Below are 6721 nucleotides of genomic sequence, written 5' to 3' on the forward strand. Positions count from 1 at the left end.
CCTCCCGGCCCCGACGCCGCGCCTCCCGGCCCCGACGCCGCGCCCCCGTATCGCCACACCCTCTCCATCGACGGCGTCGACGACTTCGACGCGGCCGCCGAAGCGCTGCCGACCACGACGGCGACCTACGGCGCCTACGTCGCGTGGGACGACGCCTCGATCTACATCGGCTACCGCGGCGACGACATCGCCTCCGGCGACCGCAACCGGTGGCTCCTCGTGTTCTTCGACACGGCGCCGGGCGGCGCGACCGAGGGCGAAACGTACAACACGCAGCGGCCGGGTCTGCCCGCCGGCTTCGCCGCCGATTACGTGTGGCGATGGCGCGCGAGCAACGACTTTCAGCAGCTGCAGCGCTTCGACGGCACGGCATGGGTCGACACGGGTGTGGTTCCCGCGACGTTCCAGGCCGGCACGTTCGTGGAGACCGCCATCCCGCGCTCGGCCGTCGGTGCGATCGGCTCCGCGAACATCACGGCACTGATGATCAACGAAACCCCGCTGGCCGAGTGGGCGTACGCCGGGTTGTACGACGGCAACTTCACGGATGGCTACTACGACGCGGCCGTGTCGCCGATTCCGATGACGTCGTTTTTGTCCGCCGACTTCGCGTCGCCCGCGCCGCCGAACGACCCGTCCCGGCGCAGGCCGTAGCCGGCTGGCGCCGCCGTCACAGCGATCGGACCAGCCGCGCATCGACCGCGGCCAGCACGTCGCGCACGCGCTGCTCGATCGATTCGAACGCCCCGACGCCGGTCGCCTCCGCGATCGCATGCGCGACGCGCAACACGCGGATCAAGTAGCTGAACAGGCTGCCCTCCTCGTGCTCGAGTCGGTGGCGCTCGACGAAGTCGAAAAAGCTCAGCTCGTCGTCCTCCAGCTGCGCCCACACCGTCTTTTGCACCTTGCCGCCGTGCAGCTCCGGGTGCGGCAACTCCGCCAGGAATGCGTGGTGAAGCTGTTCGGTCTCGCTCAACTCGCGCGGATGTTCGCGCTCGTACTCGGCCTCGGCATCCTCCCAGGTCGCCTGCGGCTGCTCCGCGCGCATCTCGCGCAGCTTCGCCCGGATCCACTCGCGCCGCTTTTCCAGCTCCTTGCGGTCGAGGGCGCGCTGGATGACGTCGTGGTCCACCAAGAACTCGACCAGTTCGCGCGCCTGCTCGTAGCTGAAGTCGCGGTGCATGAACGCGTAATAGACGAACAGGCCGTCGATGCCCGGCAGCTTGCCGATCATCTCGCCCGCCACCTGCCGGCCGTGTTCGTCGACCACCCCGAGCGCGCGCAGGTTGGCGGTGACCTGTGCCAGCCGCTTGTGCGCCTCGCGCCGGTCGCGCTCGGGCAATAGCAGGTGATCGACGACGGTGCGAATGTTGAGGTGCTCGTACGCCGGCCTCGCCTCCGCTTCGGCCAGGTCCACGGCCTCACCCGGGAGCTGCTCGCGTTCGAGGTCCGGCAACCCGATCGCGAGCACCGTCTCGGCGGTAATGCGCGTCCGACTCACCAGCGCGGCCGGCTCCCCCTCGACGAGCGCGCGGTGCGCCGCCTCGGACCAGGTCACGTCCTTGCGCCGCTGCGCGTCCGCGCGCGCCTTCGCGTACACCGCCTGGCGGATCTGCGCCTCGTCCACCCGGTAGCCGCGCTTTTTCGCGGTCTTGATCTCCTTGCGGATCTCCTGCACCACCGCATCGGGCGCCAGCGCGATCGCGATCCCCTTGTCGTCGAACTGCGGCCGGCCCGCCCGCCCCGCCATCTGGTGGTATTCGGCCGGCGACAGCAGCCGCGCCTTGCCGCCGACGAACTTGCGCAGCTCCGGAAACACGACCGCCTTCGCCGGCAGGTTGATCCCGGCCGAAATCGTCTCGGTGCTCACGACGAACTTCACGAGCCGCTCGAGGGCGAGCGTCTCGACCAGCTGCTTGTAGCGCGGCAACACGCCCGCGTGGTGGACGCCGATGCCGTGCAAAAGCAGCGGCCGCAACTCGGCCGCCGCACCGCGATCCCACAGCACCTCGTCGGCGAGCTGCGCGATGCGCTCGCGCTCGTCGTCGCTGGTGAAGCGGCTGCAGCTCTTGAGCAGCCGGGCGTTGTCGAAGCAGCGCTCGCGGCCGAACGTAAACACGATCGCCGGCGTGTCGCCCGCCGCCGCCAGCTCGCGCACGACCTCGATCAGGTACTGCTCGCGATAGCGGTGTTCGAGCGGGACCATGCGCTCGCGCGATTCGACGAGGTGCATCGGCGCGCGACGGGTCAGTTCGACCCAGTGGCAGAATGCGTCGGCGCGGCCGATCGTCGCCGACAAGATGACGAGCTGCACCGACGGATGCAGTCCGATGATCGTCTGCTCCCACACGTAGCCGCGCTCCGGATCGTTGAAGTAGTGGCCCTCGTCGAGCACCACCACGTCGGCCGGTGGCTGGCCGCGCGAGCTGAAGATCCGGTTCCACAAGATCTCGGCGACCTCGACCTGGATCGGTGCGTCGCGGTTTTCCTGGAAGTCGCCCGTCGCGAACCCCACGTTGTCGGCGCCGAACGCCTCCTTCAGCTCCCGGTACTTTTCCTCGGTGAGCGCACGCAGCGGCGTCGTGTAGACGGCGGTCTGCCCGAGCGCCAGCGCCTTGAACAGCGCCGCCTGCGCGATCAGCGTCTTGCCCGTTCCGGTCGGAACCGTCACGAGCACGCCGTCGCCGGCGAACACGTGTTCGAACGCGCGCTCCTGGACCGGGTACGGCTCGATGCCGCGCTCGATCAGAAAGCGCTCGTAGAACGCCAGCTCGATGTCGGCCGCCGAGGCCATCGACTGGTTGTACCACCCCGCGCCACGGCGCTGCGCTCGTGTTACGCTGCGGCGTTGATGGGCCGGGGGGAGGCGATCGGCGCGCACATCGGCATCGACCTGGGGACGACTCATTCGTGCGTCGCGGTCGTGCGCGACGGCCGCGCGGTCGTCGTCGCAGGTCCGCACGGCGATCGCACGACGCCGTCGATCCTCGCGCGCACCGACGACGGCGCGTGGATCGTCGGTCACGCCGCCCGCCGCCAGGCGGTCACGAACCCGCAGCACACGTTGTTCGGACTCAAGCGGCTCATCGGCCGTCGCTTCGACGATCCGGAAGTCGTGCAGCTCGCGCGCACCGCGCCCTATCGAATCGTGCGCGGCGATCTCGGCGAAGCATGGGTGCGCGTCGGCGGTGTGGCCCTGTCGCCGCAGGAGATCACCGCGAACCTCGTGCGCCACCTGTGCGATACGGCCTCCGCGGCGCTCGGCGCGCCGATCGCGTCCGCCGTCATCACGGTACCGGCGTACTTCGACGACGCCCAGCGCAAGGCGACGCGCGACGCGGCCGAGCGCGCCGGCGTGCCCGTCGCGGCGCTGCTGAACGAACCGACCGCCGCCGCGCTCGCCTACGCCGTGAGCCGCGGCGCCGGCCGCGCCACAATCGCGGTGTTCGACTTCGGCGGCGGCACGTTCGACATCACGATCCTGCGCGCGGACGGCGACGTCTACGAGGTCGCCGCCACCTGCGGCGACACGTTCTGCGGTGGCGACGACATCGACCGCGCCGTCGTGGACGAGTGGGTGCGCCGGATCGCGGCCGACCACGGCATCGATCCGTCGGCGGACCCGATGGCGCTGCAGCGACTGCGCGAGGCGGCCGAGTCGGCCAAGCGCGACTTGAGCGCCGCGGATGCGGTCGACGTCGCCGTGCCGTTCATCGGCGAAACGGCGGCGGGGCCGGTACACTTCGAGACGCGGCTCGCGCGCGCGGACCTCGAAGCGCTCGCCGCGCCGGTGCTCGACCGCCTCGAAGCGCCATGCCGCCGGGCCGTGGCCGATGCCGGCGTGGCGCCCGGAGACATCGACTGCGTGGTGCTCGCCGGCGGTTCCACCCGCATGCCGGCCGTGCAGCGACGCGTCGCCGACTGGTTCGACGCGTCGATCGCGCGCGACGTCCACCCGGACGAGGTCGTCGCGCTCGGCGCCGCGCTGCACGCCGACGCGCTCGCGACGGGCGGCGCGCGCGTCTTGGTGGACGTGACGCCCCACGCCCTCGGCGTCGAGGTCGACGACGGCGCGATGTCCGTCGTCGTCCCGCGCAACAGCAGCCTGCCCGCGTCGGCGACGCGGCGTTACAAGACCCTGCGCGACGGCCAGACGTTCGTGGACATCCGCGTGTACCAGGGCGACGCCGAGGCGGTCGCCGACAACCGCTACCTCGGCCGATTTCGACTCGGCGGGTTGCCGCCACGCCCGGCGGGCGACGCGCAGGTCGACGTCACGTTCGCGGTCGACGTCGACGGGCTCGTGCGCGTCACCGCCACCGACGTCGTGCGCGGTCGGGCCGCATCCGTCGAGTTTTCGTCCGACGTGCTCGACGAGGCGGCGCGCGAAATGAGCCGCGAGCAGAACGCGCGCGCTGCCCACGTGCCGGCCGAACCGACGGCGCCGGAGCCGGCCGTTTCCCCGCCACCAGCGAGCGCGGGCGCATCGGCCGCCCCCGCGACGCCGTCGGACGCCGAGCCGGCCGGCGGCGACCGCGGCCCGCGGGACGCGGTCGTCGATTCGCCGGGGCCGGCCGTGCCCGCGAACCCGGTGCCGGGCCGCACCTCGCCGTCGGGCCGCGCAACCGCGAGCCGGCGGCGCGCGCGGCGCACGACGCTCGGCCGCTCCTATCTGTCCGAACGGTCCACCGCGGTGCGTCTCGATCCGGCGTCCCGCTCCGCCTCCGGGCGCACGGCCGTCCGCCGGCGCCCCACCGCGGCGCCGCCCGCCGACGAACCGCCGCCCGACCCGGTCCGCGCCGACTACGAGGCGGCCGCCAAGGCCGACCTGTTCGCCCGCCTCGGCCTTCACTGGACCGACCCGCCGACCCGCCTGGGCCCCGCCATCGCCGACCTCCGGCGGCGCTACGGCCCCGGGTCGGACGCGGCCCGGCGCTCGCCCGACTTCGCCGCCCGCCGCCTCGCCCTCGCGGAGGAGGCGTACACGCGCCTGTCGACCCTCGCAGGACGCCGGGCGTACCGCGTCGACGAGTTGGGGGTCGACGTGCGCGCCGCGGCCGAGTTGCTCGAACAGCAGGCGCGGCTCGACCTGCGCCGCCAGGACGTCGCCGACGCGATCGACAAGCTGCGCGCGGCGCAAGACCTGTTTCCGTCGGCCGCGCGCAAGGCGATGGTCGACGAGTTGGTGCGCCAGGCGCACGCGCTGGGGATCAAGCTCGGCCACGACTGACGACAGCCCTCGCCTCGCGTAGCCCCGCTCGCAGGGAGCTGACCGCGTAGTTTATGATGCGCCGCGATGTCCTTCGACGGCCCGCTGTTGCGCGACCGGTATCGCCTCGGGCCTCCGCTCGGCGCCGGCGGCCAGGGCCGTACGTTCGCCGCCGTCGACACGGCCGACGGCGACCGCGTCGTCGCGATCAAGCGGCTCGCGCTCGGCGACGGCACGAGTTGGAAGCAGTTCGATCTGTTCGAGCGCGAGGTGCGCGTGCTCGAGCGCCTGCACCATCCCGGCATCCCTCGCTACCTCGACCACTTCGAGGGAGACCCGCCGGGCACGTTCTACCTGGTGATGGAGCGCGCGCCGGGCCGGCCGCTGTCCGACGCGCACACGTTGTCGGAGTCGGCGCTCCGGGCGATCCTGATCCGAGCCCTCGGGATCTTGGCGTACCTGCACAGCCGAACGCCGCCGGTCATCCACCGCGACATCAAACCGGCCAACCTGCTGTGGGCCGACGACGGCCGCGTATCGCTGGTCGACTTCGGCGGCGTCCGCGACGCGCTGCGCACCGGCGGCGGATCCACCGTCGTCGGCACCTTCGGCTACATGGCGCCGGAACAGTTGCATGGTCAAGCGATGCCGGCGACCGACCTGTACGGGCTCGGCGCCACCGCCGTGGCACTCGCCGGCGGAATCGAGCCCGAGCACGTGCCGCGCAACGGATTGCGCATGGACCTGCGCGCGCACCTGCGCGACCTGTCGCCCGACCTGGTCGACGTCCTCGCGTGGATGACCGATCCGGATCCCGACGCGCGCCCTCAATCGGCCAAAGACGTGCTGCGCCGCCTCGCGCGCCCCGCGCCGCGGGCCGGCCGCCCGAGCGCGGCGGCGAGCGACGGCGCCGCGGCGCCGGACGCGACCGCGCCGGACGCCGCGGCCACGTCGGCCGCGCACCGAGACGCGACCGGCGACGGCGACACGCCGCGCGGCGGCGCCGCACCCGAAGACGCCCCCGTGTCGCACGGCGACGACGACGAGCCCCTGCTCGACCTCGAGATGTCGGAGCCGCTGCGCAGCGTCGCCGGCGTGCTGCTCGCCATCGTCGGCTGGGGCGGCACCGCCGCCCTGTGGTTGGTCCAGCGCGCGCTGCTGCCGATCGCGTTCGCGCTGGTGAGCGCGTTCGTGTCGGGCGACGGGCGCCGCAAGCTCGACGGCGCCCGCGCGACCACCGATCGCGCCCTCGACGGCGCCCGCCGCGGCTTTCGCCGCCTGCGAGGCGCGCACCGGCGCCCCCGCGCGTTGCCCTCGCATCCACCCGACCCTTCCTGACGCCCCGGCCACTCGATCCTGACGATCCGCTCGATCCGAAGAAAATCCCCCCGCGTGCGCGGCTGTCGGGCGCCGCCGGGGCGGGGAGTCTGAGACGCGACCGACGCGTAGCGAGGGCTTGCGGACTCCCAGGAAATCGACGCGGATTGGAGGTCCGGATCAATGCGCCCGCTC

4 protein-coding genes are annotated in these 6721 nt (G+C 72.7%); 3 read left to right on the plus strand and 1 reads right to left on the minus strand.

Translation table 11 applies throughout. From position 1 onward, the window contains the following. On the plus strand, positions 1-654 hold a 654-nt coding region (locus D6689_05975; protein ID RMH43159.1), incomplete at its 5' end, for a hypothetical protein. A 16-nt stretch (positions 655-670) separates the two neighbouring features. Here D6689_05975 and D6689_05980 read toward each other — a convergent pair. After that, positions 671-2908 carry a DEAD/DEAH box helicase gene (locus tag D6689_05980; protein RMH43160.1) on the minus strand — a complete coding sequence of 746 codons (2238 nt, stop codon included), beginning with the start codon at positions 2906-2908 and terminating at the stop codon, positions 671-673. Here D6689_05980 and D6689_05985 point away from each other — a divergent pair. Next, positions 2852-5230, plus strand: a complete 2379-nt coding sequence (locus D6689_05985) for a hypothetical protein (GenBank protein ID RMH43161.1) — start codon at positions 2852-2854, stop codon at positions 5228-5230. The genes D6689_05980 and D6689_05985 overlap by 57 nt on opposite strands. 66 nt (positions 5231-5296) lie before the next feature. Further along, positions 5297-6547 (plus strand): serine/threonine protein kinase, encoded by a 1251-nt coding sequence (locus D6689_05990; GenBank protein RMH43162.1) that lies wholly within the window; start codon positions 5297-5299, stop codon positions 6545-6547. Positions 6548-6721 lie beyond the last annotated feature (174 nt).

The sequence above is a fragment of the Deltaproteobacteria bacterium genome, from assembly GCA_003696105.1.
GTDB lineage: Bacteria > Myxococcota_A > Polyangia > Haliangiales > J016 > J016.